This is a genomic window from Arthrobacter sp. B10-11, from assembly GCF_033142195.1.
Classification (GTDB): Bacteria; Actinomycetota; Actinomycetes; order Actinomycetales; family Micrococcaceae; genus Arthrobacter; species Arthrobacter oryzae_C.
Map to the genome: position 1 here is coordinate 818,503 of NZ_JAWMTH010000001.1, position 23,898 is coordinate 842,400.

At 66.9% G+C, this 23,898-nt stretch carries 26 protein-coding genes; 14 read left to right on the top strand and 12 right to left on the bottom strand.

The features are described from left to right. Window positions 1-86 precede the first annotated feature (86 nt). The 7 genes from RW112_RS03850 (at window position 87) to asd (ending at window position 5,490) form a co-directional block, all read left to right on the top strand. A complete protein-coding gene (locus RW112_RS03850; RefSeq protein ID WP_317780473.1) occupies window positions 87-1,742 on the top strand; it encodes a hypothetical protein in 1,656 nt (551 codons plus the stop codon). Then, the gene (locus RW112_RS03855) at window positions 1,739-2,137 is read left to right on the top strand and encodes a GntR family transcriptional regulator (protein ID WP_317780474.1); all 399 of its coding nucleotides are present in this window, start codon (window positions 1,739-1,741) and stop codon (window positions 2,135-2,137) included. Before RW112_RS03850 ends, RW112_RS03855 begins: the two co-directional genes overlap by 4 nt. Continuing rightward, the gene (locus RW112_RS03860; protein WP_305941838.1) at window positions 2,134-2,937 is read left to right on the top strand and encodes a thymidylate synthase; all 804 of its coding nucleotides are present in this window, start codon (window positions 2,134-2,136) and stop codon (window positions 2,935-2,937) included. The genes RW112_RS03855 and RW112_RS03860 overlap by 4 nt, the downstream gene beginning before the upstream one ends. Continuing rightward, window positions 2,934-3,518 (top strand): dihydrofolate reductase, encoded by a 585-nt coding sequence (locus RW112_RS03865; RefSeq protein WP_317780475.1) that lies wholly within the window; start codon window positions 2,934-2,936, stop codon window positions 3,516-3,518. The genes RW112_RS03860 and RW112_RS03865 overlap by 4 nt, the downstream gene beginning before the upstream one ends. Window positions 3,519-3,522: 4 nt before the next feature. Continuing rightward, complete coding sequence (locus RW112_RS03870; protein ID WP_028269619.1) at window positions 3,523-3,741, top strand: NF038396 family protein; 219 nt, start codon at window positions 3,523-3,525, stop codon at window positions 3,739-3,741. A 131-nt stretch (window positions 3,742-3,872) separates the two neighbouring features. Further along, entirely contained in the window at window positions 3,873-4,286 is a 414-nt protein-coding gene (locus RW112_RS03875; protein WP_411709850.1) for a hypothetical protein, read from the top strand. 61 nt (window positions 4,287-4,347) lie between these two features. Beyond that, window positions 4,348-5,490, top strand: a complete 1,143-nt coding sequence (asd, locus tag RW112_RS03880; protein WP_317780476.1) for an aspartate-semialdehyde dehydrogenase — start codon at window positions 4,348-4,350, stop codon at window positions 5,488-5,490. Here asd and RW112_RS03885 read toward each other — a convergent pair. After that, the gene (locus RW112_RS03885) at window positions 5,487-6,638 is read right to left on the bottom strand and encodes a winged helix DNA-binding domain-containing protein (protein ID WP_317780477.1); all 1,152 of its coding nucleotides are present in this window, start codon (window positions 6,636-6,638) and stop codon (window positions 5,487-5,489) included. The two genes, asd and RW112_RS03885, sit on opposite strands and share 4 nt — an antisense overlap. Window positions 6,639-6,741: 103 nt before the next feature. Between RW112_RS03885 and RW112_RS03890 the strand changes: the two genes are divergently transcribed. After that, the gene (locus tag RW112_RS03890) at window positions 6,742-7,233 is read left to right on the top strand and encodes a hypothetical protein (RefSeq protein ID WP_317780478.1); all 492 of its coding nucleotides are present in this window, start codon (window positions 6,742-6,744) and stop codon (window positions 7,231-7,233) included. Between the two features lie 12 nt (window positions 7,234-7,245). Here the strand turns inward: RW112_RS03890 and RW112_RS03895 are convergent, their stop codons facing one another. Genes RW112_RS03895 through RW112_RS03910 form a run of 4 tightly spaced genes read right to left on the bottom strand, consistent with a single transcriptional unit; the run spans window position 7,246 to window position 10,593 of the window. Further along, window positions 7,246-8,313, bottom strand: a complete 1,068-nt coding sequence (locus RW112_RS03895) for a UDP-N-acetylmuramate dehydrogenase (RefSeq protein ID WP_317780479.1) — start codon at window positions 8,311-8,313, stop codon at window positions 7,246-7,248. A gap of 37 nt (window positions 8,314-8,350) precedes the next feature. After that, window positions 8,351-9,631: an MFS transporter gene (locus RW112_RS03900; RefSeq protein ID WP_317780480.1), complete on the bottom strand. Its 1,281-nt coding sequence runs from the start codon at window positions 9,629-9,631 to the stop codon at window positions 8,351-8,353. A 27-nt stretch (window positions 9,632-9,658) separates the two neighbouring features. Beyond that, window positions 9,659-10,111 carry a MaoC family dehydratase gene (locus tag RW112_RS03905; RefSeq protein ID WP_371745911.1) on the bottom strand — a complete coding sequence of 151 codons (453 nt, stop codon included), beginning with the start codon at window positions 10,109-10,111 and terminating at the stop codon, window positions 9,659-9,661. Window positions 10,112-10,113: 2 nt separating this feature from the next. Continuing rightward, on the bottom strand, window positions 10,114-10,593 hold the full coding sequence (locus tag RW112_RS03910) for a MaoC family dehydratase N-terminal domain-containing protein (RefSeq protein ID WP_305941846.1): 480 nt from the start codon (window positions 10,591-10,593) through the stop codon (window positions 10,114-10,116). A 207-nt stretch (window positions 10,594-10,800) separates the two neighbouring features. Here RW112_RS03910 and RW112_RS03915 point away from each other — a divergent pair, with 207 nt between their 5' ends. Beyond that, complete coding sequence (locus RW112_RS03915; RefSeq protein ID WP_317780481.1) at window positions 10,801-11,178, top strand: metalloregulator ArsR/SmtB family transcription factor; 378 nt, start codon at window positions 10,801-10,803, stop codon at window positions 11,176-11,178. Between the two features lie 5 nt (window positions 11,179-11,183). Beyond that, entirely contained in the window at window positions 11,184-12,833 is a 1,650-nt protein-coding gene (locus RW112_RS03920) for a SulP family inorganic anion transporter (protein ID WP_317780482.1), read from the top strand. Here the strand turns inward: RW112_RS03920 and RW112_RS03925 are convergent. Genes RW112_RS03925 through RW112_RS03935 form a run of 3 tightly spaced genes read right to left on the bottom strand, consistent with a single transcriptional unit; the run spans window position 12,823 to window position 14,959 of the window. After that, the gene (locus RW112_RS03925) at window positions 12,823-13,047 is read right to left on the bottom strand and encodes a DUF3188 domain-containing protein (protein ID WP_317780483.1); all 225 of its coding nucleotides are present in this window, start codon (window positions 13,045-13,047) and stop codon (window positions 12,823-12,825) included. The genes RW112_RS03920 and RW112_RS03925 overlap by 11 nt on opposite strands. A gap of 31 nt (window positions 13,048-13,078) precedes the next feature. Further along, the gene (locus tag RW112_RS03930) at window positions 13,079-14,053 is read right to left on the bottom strand and encodes a DUF2797 domain-containing protein (RefSeq protein ID WP_317780484.1); all 975 of its coding nucleotides are present in this window, start codon (window positions 14,051-14,053) and stop codon (window positions 13,079-13,081) included. Window positions 14,054-14,089: 36 nt separating this feature from the next. Further along, on the bottom strand, window positions 14,090-14,959 hold the full coding sequence (locus RW112_RS03935) for a CoA ester lyase (protein ID WP_317780485.1): 870 nt from the start codon (window positions 14,957-14,959) through the stop codon (window positions 14,090-14,092). A gap of 314 nt (window positions 14,960-15,273) precedes the next feature. Here RW112_RS03935 and RW112_RS03940 point away from each other — a divergent pair, with 314 nt between their 5' ends. The 4 genes from RW112_RS03940 to RW112_RS03955 are packed head-to-tail and all read left to right on the top strand — an operon-like array spanning window position 15,274 to window position 19,099. Further along, window positions 15,274-16,299 (top strand): ABC transporter substrate-binding protein, encoded by a 1,026-nt coding sequence (locus RW112_RS03940; protein ID WP_317780486.1) that lies wholly within the window; start codon window positions 15,274-15,276, stop codon window positions 16,297-16,299. A gap of 55 nt (window positions 16,300-16,354) precedes the next feature. Then, window positions 16,355-17,245, top strand: a complete 891-nt coding sequence (locus RW112_RS03945) for an ABC transporter ATP-binding protein (protein WP_317780487.1) — start codon at window positions 16,355-16,357, stop codon at window positions 17,243-17,245. Further along, on the top strand, window positions 17,245-18,141 hold the full coding sequence (locus RW112_RS03950; protein WP_317780488.1) for an ABC transporter permease: 897 nt from the start codon (window positions 17,245-17,247) through the stop codon (window positions 18,139-18,141). Before RW112_RS03945 ends, RW112_RS03950 begins: the two co-directional genes overlap by 1 nt. Before the next feature lie 37 nt (window positions 18,142-18,178). Beyond that, window positions 18,179-19,099, top strand: a complete 921-nt coding sequence (locus RW112_RS03955) for a TauD/TfdA family dioxygenase (RefSeq protein WP_317780489.1) — start codon at window positions 18,179-18,181, stop codon at window positions 19,097-19,099. 99 nt (window positions 19,100-19,198) lie between these two features. Here the strand turns inward: RW112_RS03955 and RW112_RS03960 are convergent, their stop codons facing one another. The 4 genes from RW112_RS03960 to RW112_RS03975 all read right to left on the bottom strand — a co-directional run bounded on the left by RW112_RS03960 (window position 19,199) and on the right by RW112_RS03975 (window position 23,883). Continuing rightward, window positions 19,199-20,164: an aldo/keto reductase family oxidoreductase gene (locus RW112_RS03960; protein ID WP_317780826.1), complete on the bottom strand. Its 966-nt coding sequence runs from the start codon at window positions 20,162-20,164 to the stop codon at window positions 19,199-19,201. Between the two features lie 56 nt (window positions 20,165-20,220). Beyond that, window positions 20,221-21,927, bottom strand: coding sequence for an alpha-amylase family glycosyl hydrolase (locus RW112_RS03965; protein ID WP_317780490.1), 1,707 nt, complete (start codon window positions 21,925-21,927; stop codon window positions 20,221-20,223). A 94-nt stretch (window positions 21,928-22,021) separates the two neighbouring features. Continuing rightward, entirely contained in the window at window positions 22,022-22,936 is a 915-nt protein-coding gene (locus RW112_RS03970) for a carbohydrate ABC transporter permease (RefSeq protein ID WP_317780491.1), read from the bottom strand. Beyond that, the gene (locus RW112_RS03975) at window positions 22,936-23,883 is read right to left on the bottom strand and encodes a sugar ABC transporter permease (RefSeq protein ID WP_317780492.1); all 948 of its coding nucleotides are present in this window, start codon (window positions 23,881-23,883) and stop codon (window positions 22,936-22,938) included. Before RW112_RS03975 ends, RW112_RS03970 begins: the two co-directional genes overlap by 1 nt. Between the last annotated feature and the right edge of the window lie 15 nt (window positions 23,884-23,898).

The window sequence follows — 23,898 nt, forward strand, 5'->3', positions numbered from 1 at the left end:
CGGTAGACCCGGCCTTGCGCCCGCCGGCTTGACGGCCGTTTTTTTGTATCAAATACTTAGTACATTGATGCAAATCTGGGGGGATTATGCCGGTCCAATTCGAACTGCCGCCGATGCTGCTGCTGGGGCCGCTGGTCGCCGCCGTCGTTCTTTACATCATCCTCAGGTGGGTGGTGTGGGAGCCCCGGATGGGCGCCTCACCTGAATCTGTTTCCCAGCACGCGCTCTGGGTGGGGGTCATTGGCTGGATGGCCAGTTCTCTGCAGGGCGCCATGAACATCGGCATCATTCCGGCGGGCCGGGCTGCCAGCCCCGCCATAGGCCCCTTGCTGGTCACTCCGGACACCATCATCCCGGTACTGGCCTGGCCCGTCCTCGGAACTCTCGGGGTGCACGCGATAGGCCAGCTCAGCTATCCGAGGCCCAAGAGGCTCCGCCGGAAGGCAAGCCTCCATGTCCGGAAAATCCGCGATTTCCTTCCGCGTCCGCTGGCCTGGACAACGCTGGGCATCTTCACGGGCGCAGGCGCATACATCGCATGGACCGCCACGCTCCCGGCGTACGAAGCGATGCCCTACGGGACCGAGCTGGAGGACCCCCAGGGCTTCCGCACAGTGGGAGGTGACGGCCGCATCCCGGGTATCGAACTGGCCGCCTGGCTGGGAACTGCACTTGTTGTCCTGGCTGCGGGAACGTGGCTGGTGCTGCTGCTGGCCACCCGCCGCCGGCAACTCGAGCAGCTAACGGACCACGACAATGCGCTCCTGCGGACCATCGCCATGAACCGGCTCCTGCGGACCGTTGCCACGGTGGCGTCCGGCCTTGCCGTCATCGCCGGAAACTATGTGGCGCGGCCGGACCCGGCCGCGGGCAGTACGTCATGGACGAACTTCGCGGGCTTTGCCGGCATGGCCGTACTGCTGGCGATGCTGATCTGGGCGCCGCCGAAACTGACAGAAACTGAAGCGGCCGCTGCGGCCCTGCGGAAGGCCAAGCCCGGACATTTCGGCGCCGTCGGCCACCCGGCAGGCAAGCTGGTGGTGTCGATCGGTGCAGCCGCGGGCGTTGCTGCCGCATTGCCGGTGCTCGCGGGAGTGTTCCTGGTCCCGGCCATCGTCGCTGCCGGACCGTCCGGTCCCGCGGTCTTCGTGGCAGTAGTGGCCGGGCCGGTGCTCCTGGTCCTTGCCGGCGGTGAGCTGCTGCTTGGGCGCAATTACGGAAGCCCCACTGAACCACGCACCTGGCCGCGGCAGCCGGTGGGTCCGGCGCTGCTCACCACGCTCATCCTCGCCTTGCTCATGTTCGTGGCATCCCTCGTGGTCGCGTCGGCCGGGAACTCCCTCCTCGGCAGGGACACCGGCTGGACCGCGCCGGCACTATTCGGCTTGGCGGGCGTGGTCCTCGCGGTGCCGGCCTTCCTCGCGACGCGCCTGCGGCACGGCATCCCTGACGCTCCCGCCGGCCTGGACGCCGCTCTGCGCGCCATCACCGTCTACAGGATTGTCCGGACATTGTCGGCCATGTTCATGGCACAGGCAGCCATGTCACTGCTGGTGAACAGCCACGCGTGGGCGGCCGTCTTCGGGGTTCCTTTCATGCCGTCCGTTCCGTGGTTTCCCGCGACGCCTGCCGGCACTGTCCTGGCCTTCGCGGCGATCGCCACAGCCCTGGTGCCGGTCCGCGCCCTTGCCGGGTCCGGTTACCGTCCGGTTCCGCTCGCCCGCAAGGACCGCGTCACATGAGCACCGGCATCGCTGTGGACCTGCGTTCGGCAGTGCCGCCCTACGAGCAGATCCGCCTGCAGGTCACGTCACTGATCGCCATGGGGTCCCTCGCTCCCGGCACCCGTTTGCCCACCGTCCGCAGCCTGGCGGCGGACCTCGGCATCGCGGCGGGAACTGTGGCGCGGGCCTACAAGGAACTCGAACAGGCCGGCCTGACCGAAACGCGGCGGCGGAACGGCACCATCGTCCTCAGGATGCCCGACGACGGCCTTCCGCCGGGCGGCGTCGTCACCGCGGACGTCATCGCCGCCGTCGACCGTTATATCGCGGAAGGCCGCGGAGCGGGCCTGGATGACGGCACGCTCCAAGGTATTCTGCGTGTGCGACTCGGCCTCAGTAGACTGGGACAGTGAGCATTCCAACGCCCTATGAAGACCTCCTGCGTGACGTCCTTGCCAACGGCACGCACAAATCTGACCGAACCGGCACGGGCACCCTGAGTGTGTTCGGACGGCAGATGCGCTTTGACCTCAGCCAAAGCTTTCCGCTGATCACCACCAAGCGGGTCCATTTCAAGTCCGTGGCCGTTGAACTGCTGTGGTTCCTGCGCGGCGAAACCAACGTGAAGTGGATGCAGGACCAGGGCGTCACCATCTGGAACGAATGGGCCGATGCCGACGGCGAACTCGGCCCCGTCTACGGTGTCCAGTGGCGCAGCTGGCCGACGCCCGACGGCGGCCACATCGACCAGATTGCCGAGCTGGTGCAGAACCTCAAGTCAAACCCGGACTCGCGCCGGCACATCGTCTCCGCCTGGAACGTTGCCGAGCTGCAGGACATGGCCCTTCCGCCGTGCCACGCGTTCTTCCAGTTCTACGTTGCGGACGGCAAACTGTCCTGCCAGCTGTACCAGCGCTCGGCCGACACCTTCCTGGGCGTCCCGTTCAACATTGCCTCTTACGCGCTGCTGACCTGCATGCTGGCCCAGCAGGTGGGGCTGGAGCCTGGGGAGTTCGTCTGGACCGGCGGCGACGTGCACATCTACGACAACCACATGGACCAGGTGCTCAAGCAGCTCAAGCGCGAGCCGTACGCGTATCCGCAGCTGAAAATCCTCCGCAAGCCGGACTCCATTTTTGACTACACGCTGGACGACTTCGAAGTGGTCGGCTACCAGCACCACCCTACGATTAAGGCGCCGATCGCAGTATGAGCACCGACAACGCCATGGATCCCCTGGCCTTCACTGAAAAAATCGCGGACGGAACCACCGGGGTGGGGCTCGTCTGGGCCCAGACCACCGCCGGTGTGATCGGCAAGGACGGCGATATGCCGTGGCACCTGCCCGAAGACATGAAGCACTTCACCCGGCTGACCACCGGGCATCCGGTGATCATGGGCCGCAAGACCTGGCTCTCGTTCCCGGACAAATACCGTCCGCTGCCGGGGCGCACCAACATTGTGGTGACGCGGCAGGAAGGCTGGGGTGAGACGGCAGAGGCCGAAGGCGCCCTTGCGGTGAAGTCGCTCGACGACGCGCTCCTGGAATCCCAGTTCGCGGAGGGCCACGAAACGGTGTGGGTGCTGGGCGGCGGGGAAATCTTTGCCCAGACCCTGGACATCGCCGATGTCGCGGTAGTCACCTTCATCGATTCCGAGACCGACGGCGACACCTACGCGCCGGAGCTCGGTTACGAGTGGAAGCTGGCCGCCAGCGAGCCGGCAACGGGCTGGCTGACGTCCGCCACCGGTACGCGGTACCGGTTCACCATGTGGCGCCGGACGGAGGCCTAGGACCATGCTGAAGAAACCCGAAACCCTCTTTGTCCTCGGCTACATGCTGCTCCCGCTGCTGGCCCTTCTCTCCGCCATCGTGGGGCTGACCATGATTCTCGGCGGCAACAAGATCGCCGGCGCCATCGTGCTGGTGGTGGTCACGCAGGCGTTCGCGTTCGGCGCCTTCTATGCGTTGCGCCTCCGCAAGGCGGCGGTTCTCGAACAGCACGACGCCGAGTAGCAGCTCGGGCGGCACGCGTGGCCTTTGCGATGGGCAGAGCACCCCATCGCGGGCGCTGGCGCCCCGCGACTATTGTTGGGCGGGCAGCGTGACGAAACCTGCTGCTTGGACACTTAACGGGGGGACTAACCGTGATGTTTGACCGTGAGCGCGAGCGGCGCAACGACGCAGTATATGCCGAGCATAAGGAAGCCCTCGCCCGCGGCGAGAGGCGCGTGCTCCGCAGGACCGACACCGGCGAACTGCACAGCTATCCCGGAGATGAAATCGGCTTCTCGCCCGGCCGCGGCCAGGCTCAGGTCCGGACGTGGTGGGGCATGGGAATTGTGTCTGCCTTCTTGGGACTCGTTTTCCTCGGCTCTTCAGCATTGCTTCTTGCCTCGTTTGGGCAGCGTGGAGGCCCCGAGTGGGGTGCGTTGTTCCCTATCGTGCTGGGCGGTTTCGGCGCCTGGTACACCTTTGGAATGGCCCGGGACGAATACCGGGCCGCCAAGCTCCGCAAGGAACGCGGTGCCCCCAAGCCCGGCGGCGGGTATGTTTCCTAGCCCGCACGCACCGTGACGTAACCGACTGCGCCGTGCCGGTTCCGAAGTCTAAACTGGTCGAATGACTACTGCAGCTACCCCCTCCGTCGGCCTGGTCGGATGGCGCGGCATGGTCGGCTCCGTCCTGATGCAGCGCATGCAGGATGAAGGCGACTTCGCCAACATCAACCCGGTGTTCTTCTCCACCTCCAACGCCGGAGGTGCCGCTCCGACCCTCGCTGGTTCCGCCGCCGGCGCGGCCGGCAAGCTCGAGGACGCGTTCGACGTAGACACGCTGGCCAAGCTGCCGATTATCGTCACCGCCCAAGGCGGCGACTACACCAAGCAGGTCCACGGCGAGCTGCGCAGCCGCGGCTGGGACGGCCTCTGGATCGACGCCGCCTCCACCCTGCGCATGAACGACGACTCGATCATCGTGCTGGACCCCATCAACCGAGACGTCATCGACAAGGGCCTGGCCAACGGCACCAAGGACTTCATCGGCGGCAACTGCACCGTGTCCTGCATGCTGATGGGCCTCGGCGGCCTGTTCAAGAACGGCCTCGTCGAGTGGGGCACCTCCATGACCTACCAGGCTGCCTCCGGCGGCGGCGCCCGCCACATGCGCGAACTCCTCAGCCAGTTCGGCACGCTCAACGCCGAGGTCAGCTCGGAACTGGACGACCCGGCGTCGGCCATCCTGGAAATCGACCGCAAGGTCCTGGCGCACCAGCGCACCGACATCGACGCGACCCAGTTCGGCGTCCCGCTGGCCGGCTCGCTGATCCCCTGGATTGACGCGGACCTCGGCAACGGCCAGTCCAAGGAAGAGTGGAAGGCGGGCGTCGAGACCAACAAGATCCTCGGCACCGCGGACGAGAACCGGATCATCATGGACGGCCTGTGCATCCGGATCGGCGCCATGCGTTCGCACTCCCAGGCCCTCACCCTCAAGCTCCGCGAAGACCTTTCCGTTGCCGAGATCGAGAAGCTGCTCGCCGAGGACAACGAGTGGGCCAAGGTCATTCCGAACACCAAGGAAGACTCCATGGCTGGCCTCACGCCGGTGGCCGCCTCCGGTACCCTGGACATCCCCGTGGGACGTATCCGCAAGATGGAGATGGGCCCGGAATACATCAGCGCCTTCACCGTGGGCGACCAGCTCCTGTGGGGCGCTGCCGAGCCGCTGCGCCGCATGCTCAACATCGCCACCGGCACGCTCTAGCCGAGGAACGCCACGTACCTCGCGGCCTGCAGCTCAAAGGATTTTTGGGCTGCAGGCCGCAGTCCGTTAACGGTGTCAAACGGTTCAGGCACGACGGCGGCCGCCCGGCCGGTGCCTTTCCGCGCCCACGTGCCGATCACCTCTCCCCCGGAAACGATGGTCTTCTTGAACATCCCGTTGCCGCCCGGGACCACTTTTTGGGCGTGCTCGGGCGGAAGCACCAGTGACCGGTCCGTGTATCCCAGCAGGAACTCATCGAACCCCGGCAGGATCAGCAGGGAGCGCTGGCCTGGGACGCCGTCGTCGAGCAGCGCCGCGGTGGCCGGCGCCATCCAGTAACTGGTTCCTTCGAACTCCAGCTCGACGAGCTGGTCCTTCACCGTGGCCAGCGCACTGCGGACTTCCGTCACCGGGGTATTGGACCACCAGGCGAAGTCACGTTCCGTGGCCGGGCCGTGACTGAGCATGTACCGCAGCACCAGCTCGGCGATGCCCTCGGCGCGGTCCAGTTCCCGGGACTTGGGGATCCACTCGTCGAAGGCCTTGAGGAGCTGCTGGTTTCCCGTGAGCGGTCCCTGCACGAGCCAGGCCCGCTGACACAGGACCCCCAGCAGGTGGATGCCGCGCTGGCCCGCTGTGGACTGCCCCACGGCTTCGAAGGCCTCGAAGAGCTGTTGGCGGGAGGCTGCTCCGCCGCCGGACACAAGTTCCAGAGCCGTATCGCGGGCAACGTCCACGTCGCGGGCATCGATCCCCAGCTCCCGGTGCCGGCCGCCCATTCCCCGGATCAGGCGGTCCGCCGTGATGGCCAGGATCCAGCGCAGGTCCTCCGGAGCGAGCAGGTGCAGCGTTCCGCGCATGGGCCAGGACCGGACCACGAGCCCTTCATCCAGCGCGGACCGGACGGTGTCAACGCCCGCACCGCGGACCCTGAGTCCGACAGCCCAGAGCGCGGCCTGCAGGTCCTGGGCCTGCATGGCCGTCATCCATCGCACGGCGCCCGGCACGGAGTCGAAGTCCGGTGCCAACAGCCCCTGCGCGGCGAGCCGCAACCGTCCGATGACGTGCCGGGTGACCCTTGTCCTGGCCGTGGTTCCTGCCCTTCTCGTGACCGTGGTTCCTGCGTTGGTTCCGGCGCCTGATCCCATACGCCTATCGTAGGTCCAGCCTCCGACAACCCGGCTCCACGGTCCCGGGAAGTACACCGCAGGCTCCCAGCCGGTTTCCAGCCGGGGTCCCTACTCTGGATGGATGACCATCGGAGAGCTCTGGCCGCAGCTGCGGCCCCTGTGCCGGGCCCTTGCCCTGCTGGGATGGGCGTCCAGTGCGGCCGGAATGGCTGCGGGCCTCTCCATCGCGATTGCGGGCGGGACAAGCCTCTCGCCCACTGTGCAGGCCCTGCAGCTGGTTTCGGCGGGCAGCATGGCTGTGGCAGTCATCAGTTTCGTCGCCGCTTCCCTGCTGCAGCCCCAACACCGCGGCTGGCGGTCGGCCGAACAGGAGCGACGCGACGAAGCCCAGGAAGCCGGCAGTGAGCTGCCGCCCACCATCAGGAGCTTCCTGCTGGCTGCCTTTGCCCTGCTGGCCGGCGCCGTGGTGTTCGCCTGCGCGGGACTGGTCCTCCGCAACGGCCCCAGCGCACAGTCGGTGGCCTTCTGCCAGGTCTTCCTGCTGGGCGCCGCAGCGTCCGGGTTCACGTTCATGCTGTTCAGCAAGGTGGCCCCGCGGCAGCGCCGGAGCTGAACGCCGAAGCTTCTAGAGCTCCACGCCGATCAGGAGCGGCTCGGGGTGCAGTTCAATGCCAAAACGTTCGACGACGCCGCGCCTCACCTCGCGCGCCACGGCGACCATGTCCGCCGCACTTGCGGCACCCCTGTTGGTGATGGCCAGGGTGTGCTTCGTGGACAGTGAGGCCCGGCCGCCGGAAACACTCCCGGCTTCCAGCCCGTACCCCTTCCCGAAGCCGGCACGGTCAATGAGCCAGGCGGCGGACAGCTTCACCTGGCCGTCCGAACCGGCCGGATACCGGGGGGCGTCTGCGGGGAGCGAGTCGGCCGCGTCCGCGGGGACAACCGGGTTTGTGAAGAAGGATCCCGTGGAATACGTGTCGCGGTCCTCCGGATCCAGGACCATGCCTTTGGAGGCCCGGAGCCGCAGCACCTCCCGGCGCACATCGTTGGAGTACGCCCTCTTCCCGGGCTCAACCCCGAGGGACTTCGCCAGTTCGGCATAACGGATGGGGGCACTCATCCGGCCCAGCGGCAACTGGAACTCCACCGTGAGCACCACAAAGCGCGGGGACCCCTGGACGGTGGTCTGCTTCAGGACCGAATCCCGGTACCCGAACTTCAGTTCCGAATTCGTGAAGGTGCGGACGGCATTCCGTTCTCGGTCCCAAGTCCGGACAGCGGCTATGGTCTGGGAGACGTCCGAGCCGTAGGCACCCACATTCTGCACCGGGGTGGCTCCCGTGGACCCGGGGATCCCGGAAAGTGCCTCCACTCCGGACCATGCATGCCGCACGGCGTGCTCCACCAGGGCATCCCAGTTATGACCTGCCTGGACCACCACAGAAACGCCGCCGCAGGAATCCTCGGCGTTGACGGTGAACCCCTCAGAGGCGATCCGGAGCACCGTGCCGGGGTACCCGTCGTCGGAAATCAGCAGGTTGGACCCGCCCGCGATGATCAGCAGCTGCTCACCGGCGGCATCCGCGGAGCGGACGGCGTCGATGATTTCCGACTCCGAGCGTGCCTCGATGTAGTTGCCGGCGGGACCGCCGACGGCGGCAGTGGTCAGGTCGGAAAGCAAAGTCTGGGTCACCCGTCCAGCCTATCGGTCATTCGGACGGGACTGGGATTCAAGGGAGCTTCCGGGCCACAGGGGAAAGCAGGAAGCTGACCACGAGCATCACCATCACGGCGAGCAGGGAGTGGAGGATGCCCACGTGTTCGGCCAGGAGTCCAAGGAGCGGCGGTCCGCACAGAAACGCGCCGTAGCCGATGGTGGACACCACGGACACGCGGGCGGCGGCCTTGGCCGGATCATCGGCGGCCGCGGACATGCCGACGGGGAAACCGAGGGAAGCGCCAAGGCCCCAGACGGCCAGCGCCACGAACGCCAGCCACGGCACCGGAGCGAAAACGAACAACCCCAGTCCGGCGACGGCCAGCGCGGCGCACCAGCGCATCACGGGAACCCTGCCAAAACGGTCCAGCACCAGCGTTCCGGCGAAGCGGCCGATGGTCATGAAGGTCACGAAAAGCCCGTAGCCTGCAGCTCCGGCGGCGTCGGACTGACCGTGGCCGTCCGCCAGCGCAAGGGCCACCCAGTCGCCCGCCGCGCCTTCGGCAAGGGCCAGCCCGAGGACCAGGACGCCGAGCAGGAGCGTGCGCTTGTCCCGCCAGGCCTGGGCGATCAGGCGTTTGTTGTCCAGTGGCTGTTCGCGGACCGCGTCCGTCTGCCGGACGATGGGAATGGGCCCGGTGGACGGATCCTCGAATGTGTCTGTCCCGGACGCCTTGAACGGGCGTTCGCCCGGCACCGGCGTGATGTCTGCCCGGAACCAGGAAGCAGCCGTTGCCACCGATCCGGCCACCAGGAGGCCGCCGGCCGCCAGGTGCCAGAACACGGGGAGTCCGGCTCCGGCCGCCCAGGCGCCCAGCCCTGCTCCGGCTACGGTTCCGAGGCTGAAGGAGCCGTGCAGCCGGGGCATGATGTGCCGCCGGACGGCGCGTTCCACGGCGGCACCTTCGACATTCGAGGCGGTGTTCCAGCTGGCGGTTCCCAGTCCGATGATGGCCAGGCCGGCGGCAACGGCCACCGGGCTGGCGAGCACGGACGTGCCGAAGCCGGCAAGCACCAATCCAATGCCCACCATGATGCTGCCAATCCGGATGGTCCGTTTGGAGCCCAGGCGGAGGACGATCAGGCCCGAGGCGGACACCGAAAGGAACGAACCGGCCGTCATGCACAGCAGGAGCAGTCCGATGGTTCCCGGTGTCAGGTCCAGGCCGTCCCTGATGGCGGGGAGCCGCGACACCCAGGTGGAGAACGCCAGGCCGCTTGCCCCGTAGGCCACCACGACGGCGTTGCGCCAGTGCGTTACTTCGGCAGCCGGCGTGAAGACGTTCCTGGTCACAGCAGTGCCCCTCTCACGCGACCTTGGTCACGCAAGCCTGACGACTGCCTGGGCCTTCATCAGGACCTTCTGGCCCGCGGAGACCACGGTGAGGTCCACGCGGGCGGTGCCGGCGTCGGCGTCGAGCGCGCCAATGGCGCCGGTGACCTCAATGACGGCCCCGGGCTCCTCCGTCCCCGTGGTATCGGTGACCAGCACCGGTTTCGTGAAGCGGGTCTGGAAGTCCACGACGGCGGCAGGGTCTCCTGCCCAGTCGGTCACCAGCTGGACCGCGGCGCCCATGGTGAACATGCCGTGGGCGATGACGCCGGGCAGGCCTACTCCGGTGGCGAACGCCTCGTTCCAGTGGATCGGGTTGAAGTCCCCGGAGGCGCCGGCGTACTTCACGAGGTCCTGGCGGGTGACGGTGATGCTGCGGGTGCCCACGTCCTGTCCGACGCTGAGTTCGGACAATGCGGGGCTGATGGATGCTGTGCTCATGGTTACTGTCCCTCTCCGCGGACCAGGATGGACGAGGTGGTGGTGGAGACGGCCTCGCGGGAAGCACCCGGGCCGCCTGCATCGTTGCCGGTGAGGGCGAAGATCTCGGATCGGGTGGTGATCATGGCGCCGCCGCCCATGGCCCTGACGCCGTCCACATGCAGCTCTGCCACCAGCCGGTCGCCGGCGAAAATGGGCCGGTGGTGGACAAAGCGCTGGTCCGCGTGGACAACGCGGGAGAAGTCAATGCCCGACTCCGGATCCTCGATCAGCTGGGCATCGGCACGCTGGGCGATGATGATGGCGAAGGTCGGCGGGGCCACGAGGTCGCTGTGGCCGAGGGCGCGGGCTGCTTCCACGTCGAAGTGCGCTGCGTGGGTGGCCTTAACCGCCCTGGCGAACTCGCGGATCTTCTCGCGGCCAACGTCGTACACCTCTGCGGCAGGGTAGCTACGGCCCTGCAGATCCGGATTGATAGTCATGGCCTCAAGCCTATCGTTCCCCCGCCGTCAACCCAGCGGCCGGTTACGAGGAGAGCGGCTGCCCGCCCGGCGGCCTGTTACGCGGGAGGGCTCTGGCGGGTTCCGCGCACCAGCGGTATGATGAATTCATCATTCCATCAATTCATCAATTCATGCGGGAGTCCCATCACCGGACCCCTGCGTGAACCAGGCGACAGCAGGTCCCCCATGCTTTCCACGGCACAGGCCCCTTTGTACGAAATCAAGGCCAACCTCTTCAAGGCCCTGGCCCACCCGGCCCGCATCAGGATCCTCGAACTGCTTGCAGCCGCGCCGGACACAACGGCCCCGGTCAGCTTCCTCCTGGCCGAGACGGGGCTGGAGGCCTCGCACCTCTCCCAGCATCTGGCGACGCTGCGCCGGCACAAGGTGGTGACCTCGGTGCGGTCCGCGAACGCCGTGACATACCGCCTGGCCCACCCCAAAATCGCAGAACTCCTGGCCATTGCCCGAACATTCCTGCTGGACACCCTGGCGGACTCCAACGAGCAGCTCCGTCTGGCGCAGGAACTGCCGGGCGCACATCTCACCGGCCCGTCCTTGTGAACGGGATGCGGACCCTGCGGGCGTTCCTGCCGTCCCGCCGCGACTACGACGGGCTGCGGTCCTCCTGGAAAACGGACCTGACAGCGGGCATCACGGTGGGGATCGTCGCACTCCCCCTGGCACTGGCGTTCGGGGTCAGCTCCGGTGTGGGCGCTGAAGCGGGCCTGATCACCGCAGTGGTTGCCGGCCTGGTGGCTGCCGTCATGGGCGGCTCCAACGTCCAGGTGTCCGGCCCGACCGGCGCGATGGTGGTGGTCCTCGCCCCCGTGGTGGCCAGCCACGGTGCGGGAAGCATTCCGATTGTTTCGCTGCTGGCGGGGCTCATGGTCTGCGCGCTCGGCATCAGCGGACTGGGCCGCGCCGTGGCATTCATCCCCTGGCCGGTGGTGGAAGGCTTCACCCTTGGCATTGCCGCCATCATCTTCCTCCAGCAAGTGCCGCTGGCCACGGGAACAGCCGGCATCCCGGGCCACAACACCCTCATTGCGGCGGTCGAGGCCGCCTCCGGGGCCGCTTTTCCCACCGTCGTCCAGACCCTCGCCGTGGTGGCGGCCGTCGCAGCCATCATGTTCCTGGCGCCCAAGGTCCACAAGTCACTGCCCGCCAGCCTGACCGCCGTGCTACTGGTTACCGTGGCCGCTGAACTGCTCCGCCTGGACATACCCCGAATCGGGGCGCTGCCACATTCCCTGCCGGCCCCTGGCCTGCCGTCGGTCGATCCCGCGGCGTTTGGGGAGCTCCTGCTGCCCGCAGTGTCCATCGCGGCGCTGGCGGCCATTGAGTCGCTCCTCTCGGCCCGCGTTGCGGCCGGAATGGTGGGGCCGGACGGCAGGCCCGGCGGCCGTTACAGTCCGGACCGGGAACTGAGCGGGCAGGGGCTGGCATCCATCGCAGCCGGCCTGTTCGGCGGCATGCCCGCAACAGGCGCCATTGCCCGTTCCGCGGTCAACGTCCGCTCCGGCGCGAAGACCCGGCTGGCCGCCGTGGTCCACGCCCTGGTGCTGTTGGCCATCATCTACCTCGCCGCAGGGATGGTGGGGCGCATTCCGCTGGCCGTGCTGGGCGGAGTCCTGATGGTCACGGCGACGCGGATGGTCTCCACCCGGACGGTCAACGCCATTCTCCGGTCCACCCGGGCGGACGCGGCGGTCTTCATCCTCACCGCCTTGATCACCGTGGCCTTCGACCTGATCGTCGCCATCCAGATCGGCCTGGCTGCCGCGGCACTGCTGACCCTTCGGAAGTTTGCCTCGCTGAGCGGTGTCCGCCGGGAGCCCATTACGGGCGCAGCGGCCGACGGTGATTCGCACATCGCAATCTTCCGGCTCGACGGCGCCATGTTCTTCGGGGCGGCGGAACGAATCTTGCAGGAGATCAGCGAGGTGAAGGACATCCAGGTGGCCATCATCCGCTTGTCGCAGGTGCGGATGCTGGACGCCACGGGCGCCCATGCCCTGGTGGAAGTCATCTCAGCCCTGGAACTGCGGGGAATCACCGTACTGCTGAAGGGTGTCCGGCCGGAGCACCTGGAGCTGGTGACGAACGTGGGTGTGATCCGTTCCCTCCGGCACCACAAGCACCTCTTCACTTCGCTCCCGGCAGCCGTGGAGCACGCCCGCAGCCATGTCCTGCGGAACGCCGCCGTTAGCGCTTGAGGTTCTTCCGGATCTGCTGGCCCCGCACCACGATCCCGACAACGTGCAGGACGAGGCCGACGCCGATCACCGGAAGTGAAGCCACCGCCAGGCCCTGGTTTCCCGAGGTGTTGCCCACCAGGTTCAGGACAATGCCCGCGGCGATCAGGCCCATGGCGCTGAAGACGAGCACCTTGTAGGCGGTGGATGCGGTTGCCCAGAATTCGTTCAGCACCGTGCCATTCTACGGGTCGGATGCGCGGAGGTTAGAACAAAGATTCCTGCACGGCCGGGACCTCAGAGGTGTGGTGGTCTCCGAGTTCCACGGTCCGGGCCTTCAGCTGCCCGAGGTTCACCACGAACTCCAACTCCGAGCCATCCAGGGCTGCCACCGCGATGCTGCCGCTCACCGCGGCAATCCGGAATCCGTGTCCGCCGGCTCCCAAATCATGCGGGTAGGTATGCCTCGCCCTGGGCCTGCATGCCCCGTCCGCAAGCCCGGGTCGGAGCCACCGTTCGTCCACCACGTCGAAGCCCTCGACGCCGGCACGCGCCAGCAATGCCCGGGCCTCACCGGCCAGCCGCCGGTTCAGTTCATCAAGTTCGACGCCGGGCACCGGGGCAACCAGCGCGGCGGCCTTGGCTGCCGAACGGACCTGCTGCGGCAGCCCTGCGTCGCGCGTCAGCATGTCTTCCAGGATCCGGACCACCCTGCCGTCGTCGGCGCGGGCCACATACCGGGCCACCACGGCACCCTGTTCTGCCAGCCGGTTCCATTTCCGCAGGTTCGAGGCCGTGCCGACCTTGCTGGCGCCGCCGGCGAACGTTGCCACATACAGCCAGTGCTGCTGCATCAGGTAGGCGCGAAGCCCCTGCGGAACACCTCCGCCGCGGTGGAAGTCATGGATGAGCCGGAAGTCGTCCATCACGAAGCAGCGCTCGCACTGGCTTCCCCTGACGGCCGGTGCCTGGGCCCGGCAAAGAACGTGGTCCCGGTCGGCCGGACCGTGCACCTTATGGTGCCCCAGGCAGGCCTTGCCGACGGCGGCGACGCTGAAGCCCAGGCGGCTGCCGGCGTCGAGCGCCAGTTCCCTGAAACGCCCGGAAGGGTCCTGCAGGCGCATCACCGGTGTGCCGCCGTCGCGGTCTGCAGGCCCTGCGCCGGACGGCCGGCCCGCCGGGGAGCCGGGCGGCGCACCATCCCAAAAGACCCCGTGGACCAGATAGCGGGTATCGGTCACGGGGTCTCCTTGGGCTGGCGGGATTGCTGCCGGGCGCTACAGCGCGGGCTGCACCCCAAAGGCTACCGCGAGCTTCATGATCTTTTCGGCGCGGCCCAGGCGCGGCAGGTCGGAACCGTCGCGGATCACGCGGCCGCTGGCTTCAAAGTCGGCCATGAAGTCCGTGGCCCAGGCGACGTCGGACGGCGTCGGGCTGATGACTTCATTGATGACGGGAGTCTGGTCGATGGCCAGGCACAGCTTGCCCGTCATGCCCATCATCACGGTGATGCCGGTCTGCTCACGCAGGATCGGGTGGCTCGTGCCCACGGTGGGTCCGTCGATGGGGCCCGGCAGGTTACCCACGCGGCTGGCCACTACGAGCTTGGCGCGGGGGTAGGCCATGGCCTCCTGCGTGTTTGCCATGCCGGTATCGCGGCGGAAGTCGCCGGACCCGAAGGCCAGGCGGAACGCGCCCTGGGCCTTGGCGATATTGTTCGCTTCCTCGATGCCGACGGCGGACTCCACCAGCGCAATCACGGGGGTCTGGCCGTCCATGCGGTGGAAGCTCTCCGTGACCTGGTCCGCTGACTCGGTCTTCGCCAGCATGACGCCCAGCAGACCCGGCGTGCCGCGGAGCCCGGCAAGGTCGCTCGCCCAGAACGGGCTGGTGGCGTCGTTGATGCGGACCCAGGCTTTGCCACCGGCGGTCAGCCAGTTGATCACGTGTTCGCGGGCCGTGTCCTTCTGCGAGGGATCCACGGCATCTTCGATGTCCAGGATGATCGAATCCGCGCGCGAGACGGCCGAGACGTCAAAAAGCTCAGGCTTCATTGCGTTCACCAAAAGCCACGAACGGGCAATTTCGGCGGGGATGTTTCGTTCGGGCCGTACGGTGTCGACGGCGGCGGAGGTAGAGGTGGTCATACTCCTACCGTATCCGCCCGGCACGCCCTAACGCTAAGTAACAGCGGTTCGCCCTGGAACAATACCGCGAACAATACGACCAAAATCCGGCACCGCAGGCGCGTCAAACTCCTTCACGCGCCGTTACCGGGCGAAACCGGGCGTCTTGTGACCCGGAGTTTCCTCCTGTTTCCGCTCATTTCCGCGGGTTTCCCGGCGTGACAGCAGCGCTTTTCCTTGCCCGGAAGGTGCGCTTACATCGTTCCAGCGGCAGGCAAACGGCCATCGCCGCTTCAATCCAAGACTTCCCCCGATGCTTCACAAAGGAACCCCGAATGAAACGACACCTGACCATCATGAGTGCCGCGGCCGCCGTCGTCATCGCGATGACGGTGTCGGGCTGCGGGGGCAGCGCAGAAGCCGGTGCCGGCGGTGCTGCCGCCGGCGCCACCGAGGTGAAGGAGCTCCGCTACCAGGGCTGGGCCAACACCGTGACGCTCCCGGAGCTGGCCCAGGACCTCGGCTACCTCGGCGACGTCAAGCTGAACTGGGTGGGCAACACCATCAGCGGCCCGCAGGACATCCAGTCGGCAGCCACCGGTCAGACAGACTTCGGCGGCGCGTTCGCCGGCGCGGTGGTCAAGCTGGTGGAAGCCGGCGCCCCCGTGAAGGCCGTCATCAACTACTACGGCGAAGACGAGAAGACCTTCAACGGCTTCTACGTCAAGGAGGACAGCGCCATCCGCACCGCCAGGGACTTCATCGGCAAGAAGATCGCGGTGAACACCCTCGGGGCGCACGCGGACGCCGTCATCAACACCTACCTGCAGAAGAACGGCCTGAGCGCCGAGGAAATCAAGCAGGTCCAGCTGGTGGTGGTCCCGCCCAACGACACCGAGGAGGCCATCCGCCGGGGCCAGGTGGACGCGGGTTCGCTGGGCGGAGTCCTGCAGGATAAAGCCGTCGCCAACGGCGGCCTGCGCTCAGTGTTCAGCGACGCCGAACTCTTCGGAACGTTCGCCGGCGGGCCCTACGTGCTGCGCACCGACTTCATCGCGAAAAACCCCAACACCACCCGGACGTTCACCACCGGGGTAGCGAAGGCCATCGAGTGGGAGCGGACCACACCGCGCGTAGAGGTGATCGCCCGCTTCACCAAGATCCTGCAGGAGCGCGGCCGCAACGAGAACCCGGCGGCCCTCCAGTACTGGAAGAGCGTGGGCGTTCCCGCCAAGGGCGAGATCAAGGATGAGGACTTCACCCGCTGGGGCAAATGGCTAAGGGACACCGGCATCGTCAAGGGCGAACTGGACCCGAAGAAGCTGTACACCAACGAGTTCAACGGGCTGGTGACCGGATGACCGCCGCCGCCAGCACCAGCATCTGCATCACTGCCAGCAACACGGAAGGAGAATCATGACCCCGAAAATCAGCCTCCGGAACGTCACGAAGGAATTCGCGGTGCGCCAGGGCAAAGCGACCACGAAGCAAGCCGGCCCGTCCGTGCTGACCGCCCTGGATGATCTCAGCCTGGACGTCGCCGCCGGCGAGTTCCTCACGCTGGTGGGTCCCAGCGGTTCGGGCAAGACCACGCTGCTGGACCTGCTGGCCGGCCTCTCCCGGCCCACCTCGGGAACAGTGCTGGTGGACGGCGTGGAAGTGACCGGACCAGGTCCGGACCGCGCCGTGGTCTTCCAGCAGTACGCGCTCTTCCCCTGGCGCACTGCCTCGGCCAACGTCTCCATCGGCCTGGAGAACTCCGGCCTTTCCCGGAAGGAGCGGGCCGCGAAGGCCAGCGAGTTCCTGGACCTGGTGGGGCTGGCGGGCTTCGAGGACCGTTACCCGCATGAACTTTCCGGCGGTATGAAGCAGCGCGTGGCCATCGCCAGGAGCCTCGCCTATGAGCCGGACATCCTGCTGATGGACGAACCGTTCGCCGCCCTGGACGCGCAGACCCGCGAGCAGCTCCAGGACGAACTGCTGCGGATCTGGAAGGCCACGGGCAAGACCATCGTCTTCATCACCCATGGCATCGACGAGGCTGTATACCTGGGCCAGCGCGTGGCCGTCCTCAGTGCCCGGCCCGGCCGGCTCAAGGAGTTCGTGGACATCAACATTCCGGACCGGGACGGCGGGGACGATGTGCGCTCCCACCCGGCATTCGTGGAGCACCGGCACCAGGTCTGGTCCCTCCTGCACGACGAGGTCCGCCTCGCGCAGGACTCCGGACACCGCAAGATCCTCCCCGACGGGACCGCCCCGGACGAACGGCCCGTCGAACAACCCCAGGAAAGGAGTGCTGCCTGATGAGCGCTGTGCTGACCCGACCGCCCGAGACGGCTGCCGCCGTCGAACGTTCACTGCAGGCGGGACCCGGTCCGGACAACGGACAACGCCCGACGCCGGCAGCCCGGTTCGGCGGCGCCGCCCGCCTCGCCGGACGGGCCGGGTGGAAATCCCTCGCCGTGCTGCTGTTCCTCGCGTTGTGGGAACTGGGCCCGACATACCTGGCAAGCCCCGCCACCCGGGTGTTCCTGCCGCCGCTGCACGAAGTCCTGGCGGCCGGGGCAAAGCTGCTGGAGGCCGGGCAGCTGCAGAACCACCTGCAGGCGAGCCTCACCCGCTCGGTGTCCGGGTTCAGCATCGCGGTGGTATCCGCCGTCGTGCTGGGGCTGCTGATCGCCTGGTACGGCTGGCTGAGCTCCTTCCTGAACCCGCTGCTGGAACTGTTCCGCAACACGGCGACCTTGGCCCTGCTGCCGGTGTTCACGCTGCTGCTGGGCATCGGCGAAGAATCGAAGATCACCATCGTGGCGTACGCGGCGTTCTTCCCGGTCCTCCTGAACACCATCGCCGGTGTCCGGACCGTGGACCCGCTGCTCATCCGGGCCGCGCGGTCGCTGGGGCTGAACAGCTTCCGGCTCTTTCAGAAGGTCATCCTGCCCTCGGCGGTGCCCACCATCTTCACGGGCATCCGGATGGCCGGCACGTCCTCGATCCTGGTGCTGATCGCCGCCGAAATGGTGGGGGCCAAGGCCGGGCTGGGCTACCTGATCGTGAATTCCCAGATGAGCTTCCTCATCCCGGACATGTACGCGGGCATCCTCACGGTCTCCATCCTGGGTCTGGCCGTCAACGGCCTCCTCGTGGCACTGGAGCGGCACTTCTCCCGCTGGCGCACCGCCGTCGGCTCCGGAAACTGACCTATCACACGCATCATCAACCAGTTAGGAAAAAGCAATGACCACCATCACCGAAACCAAGCTCGAATTCGCCAAGCTCGGCTCCCGGATCGGGGCTGAAATCCGCGGACTGGACCTGAGCGGGGACCTTTCCCCCGGCACTGTGGCCCGGATCCGCGAAGCTTTGAACGAACACAAGGCCCTGGTGTTCCGCGAGGCGAACATCCGCACGGACGAGGAGCAGGTGAAGTTCGCCAGCCACTTCGGACCGCTGACGAAGGCGCACCCCACCGTGGCCTCCGTGGAGGGCGAAGAAAACGTCCTGCCCGTAGACAGCGAGAACGGTTCGGCCAACAACTGGCACACGGACGTCACGTTCGTGGTGAACCCGCCGCAGGCATCCACGCTTCGCAGCATCGATCTTCCGGCGTACGGCGGCGAAACGCTGATCGCGTCCTCGGCCGGCGCCTATGCCGACCTGCCCGCGGAGCTGCGGAACTTCGCGGACACCCTCTGGGCCATCCACACCAACGACTACGACTACTCGGTGCCGAAGAACCTGGCGCACCAGAACGCCGAGGAACGCCGCAAGGAGTTCACCCGGCTGAAGTTCGAGACGGCCCACCCGGTGGTCCGGGTCCACCCCCTGACCGGCGAGCGCGGATTGTTTATTGGGGGCTTCGCGCAGCGGCTGCGGATCGTGGGGCTGTCCAACACCGAGTCCAGGGACATCATCCGGCTGCTGCAGGCGTACGTCACGCGCCCGGAGAATGTGGTGCGGGTGAACTGGGAGCCGAACCAGGTGGTGCTGTTCGACAACCGCATCACCCAGCACTACGCCCCGGACAACTACGACGGCCAGCCCCGCAAGCTCAACCGTGTGACCATTGCCGGCGACATTCCGGTGGGTGTGGACGGCAAGCCGAGCCAGGCGCTGAAGGGTGACTCGTCCACCTATTCGGTGGTCGCCCCGCTGTAGAGTCCCAACCCAACTAGGTCGCAGTTAATGTCGTTATGAGCGCTCATAACGACATCTACTGCGACCTAGTTGGGTTAAGCGGACACCTCGGGGCGGGGTTTAGGGGATGTTGCTCCCCCGGGCCGTGACCCACAGCCGGTACCACTCGGCGCGGGTCATGGCGGCGGCAACATGGGCCGCTCCGGCACAGGCCCGGATGCGGTCCGGGTTGGCTGATCCGATCACCGGGGCGATCCCGGCCGGGTGCCGCATCAGCCACCCCAGGAGGATGGCCTCACGGGTGGTCCCCTTTGCCACCGCCATCCCGGCGACGAGCTCCGCCGTGGCAGCCTCGGCCGGCGTCGGGCTTTCCGGCGGGGCGCCGGTGTAATGTCCGCGGGCCAGCGCCCCGTACGCCTGAAGGGTGATCCCCTGCCGGGTGCAGAACTCCACGGTGCCGTGCGGGAAGCTGTAATCCAGCCCCTCCGCATGGTTCACCAGCACGGTGCTTTCCAGCCAGGCGCGTTTCAGCAGGCTCATCTCCAGCTGGTTGGCCACCACCGGAGTTTCCAGGCGGTCCTGCAGCGCTTCGATCTGCGGGGCGGACATGTTGGACACACCCACCTGCCGCACTTTGCCTTCCCGCATCAACTGTCCGACGGCGGACGCCACCTCGGCGGGGTCCCCCAGCGGGTCGGGGCGGTGCAGCAGGAGGACATCGACATACTCGGTCTTTAACCGCTTCAGGCTGCCGTTGACCCGCTCGAGGATCCCGTCGCGGCTCAGGTCGTAGTGCGTCTCCAGTCCCTGTTCGTTGAGCCGGATCCCGCACTTGGTCTGCAGCCGGATCCGTTCCCGCAGCCCCGGCGTAAGGGCCAGGACCTCACCAAAGACGGCCTCGGACTTGCCCCCGCGGTAAATGTCGGCATGGTCGAACAGCGTGATGCCGGAATCGAGTGCAGCGTCGATCGCCGCAGCCGCCTGTTCCACATGCCGAGGTTCGTACGGCTCAGCGGACCAGCTGCCGCCCAGCCCCATGCAGCCGTAGATCAGCTCCTGGCCGTGCCTGAGGGCACTGCCGGGCAGGCCGGACGCGAGGGTCTCCCCCTGCGCCCGGCCGGCCTGTCCACTCACGGGAGTGCTCACCGCAGCCAGACGGTGGTGTTTCCGGGCAGCAGCTTCCCGTCCAGCGGCGCGCTGCTGAGCAGCACCTCGCCGGCCGGAAGCTCCACCGGCTCGTCACCGAAGTTGGTGACGGACTGCCAGCCCCCGTGGCGGCTGAACTGCAGCACCTTGGGGTTTCCGGTTTCCACCCACTCGAGCTCCTCGGCGGTCTGCAGCTCGCGGCGCAGCTTCAGGGCCTTGCGGTACAGCTCCAGCGTGGAACCTTCCACGCCGTCCTGGGCGTCCACTGCGTAGCGGGCGAACCATACCGGCTGGGGCAGGTGGGCGTCCCCGGCGCCGAAGCCGAACGACGAGCCTTCCGCAGCCCAGGGCAGCGGCACGCGGCAGCCGTCACGGCCGATCTCCACGCCCTTGTTGCGGAAGAAGGACGGGTCCTGGCGCTCCGAGTCCGGGATCTCCGCGACCTCCTGCAGGCCAAGCTCCTCACCCTGGTACAGGTAGGCCGAACCCGGGAGGGCAAGCATCAGCAGGCTGGCCGCACGGGCACGGCGCAGGCCCAGCTCGACGTCCAGTTCCTCGGCCGGGGCGCCGGCCAGCAGCCAGCCCTTGCCGTCCTGGCCCTTGGCGTGGACGCCGCCGCCCTTCGGCAGGCCGTAGCGGGTGGCGTGCCGGACGACGTCGTGGTTGGAGAAGACCCAGGTGGAGGAGGCTCCGGTGGCCGTGGCTTCGGCGAGGTTCCGGGTGATGATCTCGTGGAACTCGTCGGCGTCGAAATCGGCCTGCAGGAGGTCGAAGTTGAAGGCCTGGCCCAGGCCCTGCGGGCTGGCGTAGCGGGCGCGGCGGGTGGCGTGCACCCACGCTTCGGCAACGGCGGTGCGCGGCGGGTTGTACTCGTTGAACACCTCGCGCCATTCGGCGTAGATCTCGTGGACCTCGTCGCGGTCCCAGAAGGGGTGCGAGCCGTCGGCGAAGCCGTCGGTGCCGGTGTTGGCTTCGCTGAGTTCCACCTTCGACAGCAGCGGCTCGGTGAGGTCCTTGGTAAGGGCGTGCGCGACGTCCACGCGGAAGCCGTCCACGCCGCGGTCGGACCAGAAGCGCAGGGTCTTCAGGAAGTCGTCGCGGATCTCGCGGTTGGACCAGTTCAGGTCAGGCTGCTCCTTGGCGAAGATGTGCATGTACCACTGGCCGGGAGTGCCGTCCGGTTCGGTGATGCGCTCCCAGGCGGGACCTCCGAAGACGGAGTCCCAGTCCGACGGCGGCAGCTCGCCGTTCTCGCCCAGGCCGTCACGGAAGATGTAGCGCTCGCGGGCAGCGGAACCGCGCGGGGAGGCCAGGGCTTCCTTGAACCATTCGTGGCGGTCGGAGGAGTGGTTGGGGACGATGTCCGCGATGAGCTTGATGCCGGCTTCGTGCAGCGCGGCGGACATTTCGGCGAAGTCCTCCAGGGTGCCCAGCTTGGGGTCCACGTTGCGGTAATCGTCGACGTCGTACCCGCCGTCCGCGAGCGCGGACGGGTAGAACGGGCTGAGCCAGACGGCGTCGATCCCCAGTTCTTTCAGGTACGGAACTTTGGCCGTGATGCCCTTGATGTCGCCCAGGCCGTCACCGTTCGAATCCGAGAAGCTGCGCGGATAGATCTGGTACACGGAGGCCTGGCGCCACCAGTTGGGATCGGCTGCGAGGTTTGAATCGGACAGGGTTGCCAATGTGGCGGTGGTGGACAAAAGAGATTCCTTTTCTGGTGTCGATTGTTCTTTTTGGTAATGGGAAAAATGGATGGGTGCCCGGGATGGGGCCCTACTTGACTGCGTCCTACTCCTACTTCACTGCGCCCCGCATGACTCCGGACAGTACCCAACGTTGCGCCAGGATGTAAACCACCAGGGTGGGCGCCATGGCCATCAGGTAGGACGCGAAGGCCAGGCTGTAGTTGGTGTTGAATTCGCCCTGGAAGAGCATCTGGACGACGGGCAGCGTCTGGAGCGAGGGGTCGGCAATCATCATCTGCGGCAGCAGGAAGTCGTTCCACGAGCCGAGGAAGGCGAAGATGCCGACGGTGGCGTTCATGGGGGCAAGCAGCGGGAAGATGATCTTGCGGAAAACCTGCCACGTGGTGGCGCCGTCCATGCGCGCGGATTCCTCGAGCTCCACCGGGATGGAGCGGACGAAGGCGATGTACAGCAGGGTGTTGAAGGAGATCCCGCCGAGGACGTGCAGGAACACAACGCCGGCGGGGTTGTCCAGGCCGAGCAGTGCCGTCTGCTTGATCAGGGGCAGGATGATCACCGGGAACGGGATGAACATCGCCGAGAGCAGGTACACGAACGAGCCCCGGAAGAACCTGTGGTTCCAGTTCCGCGCAATGGCATAGGCCACGAGCGAACTGCAGGCCAGGGAGCCGATGACGCTCAGCACCGTAACGAACGCCGTGGACATGAAGGCCCGCGGGAAGTTGGTGGCCACGTAGGCGGCGGCGAAGTTCTCCCAGTTCATCGGGTTCGGCCAGGCGAGGCCGGTTCCGGTGCCGATCTGGTCCGGGGACTTGAGCGCCATCGCCACGGTGAAGTAGAGCGGCAGCAGGACGGTCAACGAGGCGGCCAGCATCAGCGCGGTGAGCCACCAGTTGATCTTGAAGCCCTCGCGGTTGGATCGGCGCTTTTTCGCACCGGGGGTGTTGCGGCCGGAAACAGCGGAAGCAGAAGCCTTCGCGGCGGGAAGTGTGGATGCAGTCATTAGAGTGAAACCCCCCGGCGCTGGATGAGGCGCAGCTGGATGACGGAGATCAGCAAGGTGATCAGGAAGTAGATGACGGCGTTTGCCATCTGGTAGGAATAGTCGCCGCCGGTGAAGCCGGAGAAGATGCGCATGGCCACGGACTGGGTTGCCATGCCGGGACCGCCGCCGGTGAGGCCCACGATGATCTCGTAGGTTCCCAGGAATCCTTTGAAGCCGAGGATGACGTTGATTACGAGGTATCCCATGATCAGCGGCAGCGTCAGGCTGAGGAACTGGCGGAAGCTGCCGGCGCCGTCGAGGTCCGCGGCTTCGTAGACCTCGGAAGGCACGCTTTGGAGGCCTGCCAGGTAGATGATGGTGGCGCCCGGCGCTGCCTGCCACACCGTGACGATCACGATGGCCAGCCAGGCAAGGTTCTCGTTGGCGAGGATGCTCGCAGCCAGCGGGGTGACGCCGAACCGTTCAGCCAGCACCGGAAGCGTGTTGGAGAACAGGTAGTTGAACACGAAGGAGACGATCAGGGCGGAGAGCACCATGGGGATGAAGAACACGGTGCGGATGCCGGTGCGCCATTTGATCTTCGCGTTCAGGCCCAGGGCGATGGCGAGGGCCACCACGTTTACCACCACCGTGGTGGTCAGTGCGAACACAAACGTGAAGACGTACGACTGCAGGACAGCCGGGTCCTTGAAGATGTTGACGTAGTTCATCAGGCCGATGAACTTCCAGTCACCATAGCCTGCGTAGTTCGTCAGGCTGAAGAAGACGCCCACGAGTGCCGGCAGGGTGATGAAGAAGGCGAAGAGTGCCAGGACGGGCACCACCATCCAGTAGTACGTGGGGTCTATCCTGCCCTTGGACCGGGACGTGCCCGCCGGGCTGGGAGTGGGGTTCTTGCGTCCTGCGGGAGGGGCTGCCTGGGCCACCCGGGATGTTGTAGTCATTGAGGCTCCTGGATT

What these genes read in the sequence shown, in the direction of transcription:
- RW112_RS03850 (WP_317780473.1), top strand. Translation starts at nt 87, where the DNA reads ATGCCGGTCCAATTCGAACTGCCGCCGATGCTGCTGCTGGGGCCGCTG.
- RW112_RS03855 (WP_317780474.1), top strand. Translation starts at nt 1,739, where the DNA reads ATGAGCACCGGCATCGCTGTGGACCTGCGTTCGGCAGTGCCGCCCTAC.
- RW112_RS03865 (WP_317780475.1), top strand. Translation starts at nt 2,934, where the DNA reads ATGAGCACCGACAACGCCATGGATCCCCTGGCCTTCACTGAAAAAATC.
- RW112_RS03870 (WP_028269619.1), top strand. Translation starts at nt 3,523, where the DNA reads ATGCTGAAGAAACCCGAAACCCTCTTTGTCCTCGGCTACATGCTGCTC.
- asd (WP_317780476.1), top strand. Translation starts at nt 4,348, where the DNA reads ATGACTACTGCAGCTACCCCCTCCGTCGGCCTGGTCGGATGGCGCGGC.
- RW112_RS03885 (WP_317780477.1), bottom strand. Translation starts at nt 6,638, where the DNA reads ATGGGATCAGGCGCCGGAACCAACGCAGGAACCACGGTCACGAGAAGG.
- RW112_RS03890 (WP_317780478.1), top strand. Translation starts at nt 6,742, where the DNA reads ATGACCATCGGAGAGCTCTGGCCGCAGCTGCGGCCCCTGTGCCGGGCC.
- RW112_RS03905 (WP_371745911.1), bottom strand. Translation starts at nt 10,111, where the DNA reads ATGAGCACAGCATCCATCAGCCCCGCATTGTCCGAACTCAGCGTCGGA.
- RW112_RS03910 (WP_305941846.1), bottom strand. Translation starts at nt 10,593, where the DNA reads ATGACTATCAATCCGGATCTGCAGGGCCGTAGCTACCCTGCCGCAGAG.
- RW112_RS03915 (WP_317780481.1), top strand. Translation starts at nt 10,801, where the DNA reads ATGCTTTCCACGGCACAGGCCCCTTTGTACGAAATCAAGGCCAACCTC.
- RW112_RS03920 (WP_317780482.1), top strand. Translation starts at nt 11,184, where the DNA reads ATGCGGACCCTGCGGGCGTTCCTGCCGTCCCGCCGCGACTACGACGGG.
- RW112_RS03935 (WP_317780485.1), bottom strand. Translation starts at nt 14,959, where the DNA reads ATGACCACCTCTACCTCCGCCGCCGTCGACACCGTACGGCCCGAACGA.
- RW112_RS03940 (WP_317780486.1), top strand. Translation starts at nt 15,274, where the DNA reads ATGAAACGACACCTGACCATCATGAGTGCCGCGGCCGCCGTCGTCATC.
- RW112_RS03945 (WP_317780487.1), top strand. Translation starts at nt 16,355, where the DNA reads ATGACCCCGAAAATCAGCCTCCGGAACGTCACGAAGGAATTCGCGGTG.
- RW112_RS03950 (WP_317780488.1), top strand. Translation starts at nt 17,245, where the DNA reads ATGAGCGCTGTGCTGACCCGACCGCCCGAGACGGCTGCCGCCGTCGAA.
- RW112_RS03955 (WP_317780489.1), top strand. Translation starts at nt 18,179, where the DNA reads ATGACCACCATCACCGAAACCAAGCTCGAATTCGCCAAGCTCGGCTCC.
- RW112_RS03970 (WP_317780491.1), bottom strand. Translation starts at nt 22,936, where the DNA reads ATGACTGCATCCACACTTCCCGCCGCGAAGGCTTCTGCTTCCGCTGTT.
- RW112_RS03975 (WP_317780492.1), bottom strand. Translation starts at nt 23,883, where the DNA reads ATGACTACAACATCCCGGGTGGCCCAGGCAGCCCCTCCCGCAGGACGC.